Annotated in this window: 3 protein-coding genes; 1 reads left to right on the forward strand and 2 read right to left on the reverse strand. The window is 61.9% G+C overall.

What is annotated here, in order from left to right; translation table 11 throughout:
* Positions 1-407 precede the first annotated feature (407 nt).
* Entirely contained in the window at positions 408-1,064 is a 657-nt protein-coding gene (locus A2J03_RS00235) for a type IV toxin-antitoxin system AbiEi family antitoxin domain-containing protein (protein WP_442971306.1), read from the forward strand.
* A gap of 350 nt (positions 1,065-1,414) precedes the next feature.
* Here the strand turns inward: A2J03_RS00235 and A2J03_RS00240 are convergent, their stop codons facing one another.
* Complete coding sequence (locus A2J03_RS00240) at positions 1,415-2,167, reverse strand: SDR family NAD(P)-dependent oxidoreductase (protein WP_068368102.1); 753 nt, start codon at positions 2,165-2,167, stop codon at positions 1,415-1,417.
* Between the two features lie 92 nt (positions 2,168-2,259).
* Positions 2,260-2,587 (reverse strand): 2,4'-dihydroxyacetophenone dioxygenase family protein (locus A2J03_RS30800; RefSeq protein ID WP_197480540.1); only part of this gene is annotated, 328 nt, incomplete at its 5' end.

The following is a 2,587-nucleotide window of genomic DNA, read 5'->3' on the forward strand; positions in this document are numbered from 1 at the left end:
TGGTTCCATGCGGACGTATCTGGTTGTCTCGCAACATACTTGTAAGCGAGCGGTCAACGGTTCAATCCCGTTAGGAGGCTCAACGGAACGGCCCTGACCAGCGAAAACGGTTGGGGCCGTCTCTTTTTGGCCTGTTTTGGCCGCTCGTTTCTGGCGCGAGCCCGGTTCGTCCACCTGGGTTTATGTGGCACTTGTGACCTGGGGATTCGCCGGTTCATCGGCTCGATTCGGCGTTCGGTGTCACAGAATGTCACAACTCGTTGCTAACTCATCGGTGATCATTCGCGTGGATGTAGGTGGACGCGCACGGACTGAGCAGCAGGCGTTCGGTCTGGACTGCGGGGTTGGAATCAGTGTCGGTTCTGTAGGCTTGGAGCCTCCGTATTCGATACTCGATGGAGGTGGCTGTGACTACGAGCGATGTTCGACGCCGTCAGACCGGGTTACCTCCCGAGTTTGCGCGGCTTCCGATGCGGACGGTGCGTGCCGCCACGGCGGCCGATGTCTACGCGCACCCGCGGGCCGAGCTCGCGCGCCTAACAGACTTGGGTCTGCTGCATCGGGTGGCGACAGGCTTCTACGTAGCCGTGCCAGACGATCAGGTCGGGACCGAGTGGATGCCGGGTTTGGAGGCAGCGGCGGCCGGTATCGCGGTTGCGGCCTACAGCGCCGACGATGCCGTCGTGATGGGTGTCAGTGCGGCCCGCATGCACGGTGTTCTTCCGCGGGCGTTGGCAACGGCGGTGGTTGCAGTCCCTACGCGGCACGATCCGATTCGGTTGGCGGATCGGCGGGCGGTGGTTCGGTTCGTCGTGCGCGACACGGCGCGTCTAAATGCGGAGCGCATCGATACCGAGTTGGGGCCGGTGTTGGTGACTACTGGGGAGCAGACGGTGTTGGATCTGGTGAAGCGTCCGGGTCTCGGTGACGCCGAGGGTGAGGTGTGGCCGGCGGTGGAGCAGTTGTATCGACGGTGTGATCCAGGGTTGTTGGCCGAGCTCGCTGGGGCTCAGAAGATGAGAACGACGTTGGTTCGGCTGCAGGCTCGGTTGGGTGAGAAGTAGTGAATCCCGACGAGCTGGACTCGGTGGCAGCGCAATTCGGTGTCGCGAGTGCACAGGTCGAGCGGGATCACCTGATCTCGCACCTGCTCGGTAATCTGAGTGCCGTCACCGCCCAGTCGCGTCCGGGGCGATCGTGCAACAATGCCGGGTTCCATCGGCGGTGTACTGGCTGACACCTTTCGCGTCCGAGGACCCAAGGGGGTGAGGGGCATTGGTGCACCCGGCCGCGAGTTCGTCGACGATGAAGTCGTCGGTGGGGCTTGCGTCCGATCGGCCGCGGGCGGTCGGATCCGAAGTGTCCGAGGAAGACCGCTCTACCTACTCGATCACCCCTGCGATGTGGACCCAGGTCAGGCGCCGGTGAGGTAGCCGCCGTCGACCGGTAACGTCACACCGGTGACGTAAGCGGCCTTGCTCGACAGCAACCACGCAACGGCATGCCCGACTTCCTCTGGTTCTCCGAGTCGTTTGATTGCTTGTGGTGCGAGGAGGCCATCCCGAAATTCTTCGGGCGCACTTTCCAGCAGTGGCGTCCGGATTGCGTTGGGACACACTGCATTGATTCTTATTCCGTGGCTGCCGTATTCCATCGCGGCGTTCTTGGTCATACCGATGATGCCGTGTTTGGTGGCGGTGTAAATCCCGATGTCGCGTACTGCTGTAAGTCCTGCGACCGAAGCGATGTTGACGATGGATCCGCCACCGGTGGTGGCCAGTTGTCGGATTTGGGCGCGCATCCCGTTGAAGGTGCCGCGAAGGTTGACGTCGGTGACCAGGTCGTAGTCCTGGTCGGTGAAGTCGGCAAACGGTTTGACTACTGCGACTCCGGCGTTGTTGACGGCGAAGTCGAAGCGCCCGAAGGTGTCGAGAGTCGCGGCCACCAAGTTCTCGGCCTGCAGTGAGTCCGTGACATCGCACGCGACGAAAGATGCACTCCCGCCGTGTTCTTCGATCAACGCGACAGTTTTCTCTGCGCCTTCGCGGGAGCGTTCGAGGTCGGAAACGACTACGTCGGCGCCTTCTGCGGCGAGTACGAGCGCGATTCCTCGTCCGATTCCTCCTGCGGCTCCGGTTACGAGGCCTGCGAGTCCGTCCCGCAGCATGGGTGTTTCTCCGTTCGTGAAGCGGGGGTGCGTGAGGTCCAGGGTTGTGGGCCACTCACGCACCTCCGCGGTTCGAGATCGTGTGAGGTCGTTCAGGACCGAAAGAGGTCTTTGTTGATCGGGAGGTTGTTCACCTTGCAGTGGCGTAGGTAGTGGTCGATGAACCAGAACACATCGTGGATGTCGACGACGTTCTCGTCGTCGTCGAAGAATTCGATGCACCCGTTGATGACGAAGTACGCCGAGAAGCCCTCCGGGTCATCGGTGTAAAGCGTGTGTATTGTGCCGGGGCTCTCCTGCACCAGATCGCCGGGTTTGGCGACCCAGTCGTATTCTCGGTAGCCCCAGCTGCCGGTAAGGGTGTAGCCGGTGATGGGGGATCGGTGCTTGTGCTTGCCAATCGATGCCGGAACGGAAGAG

The organism is Rhodococcus sp. EPR-157 (assembly GCF_001647195.1).
Lineage (GTDB): Bacteria > Actinomycetota > Actinomycetes > Mycobacteriales > Mycobacteriaceae > Rhodococcoides.

Excerpts from the sequence above, each read along its gene's own strand:
- A2J03_RS00240 (WP_068368102.1), bottom strand. The coding sequence starts at position 2,167 with ATGCTGCGGGACGGACTCGCAGGCCTCGTAACCGGAGCCGCAGGAGGA.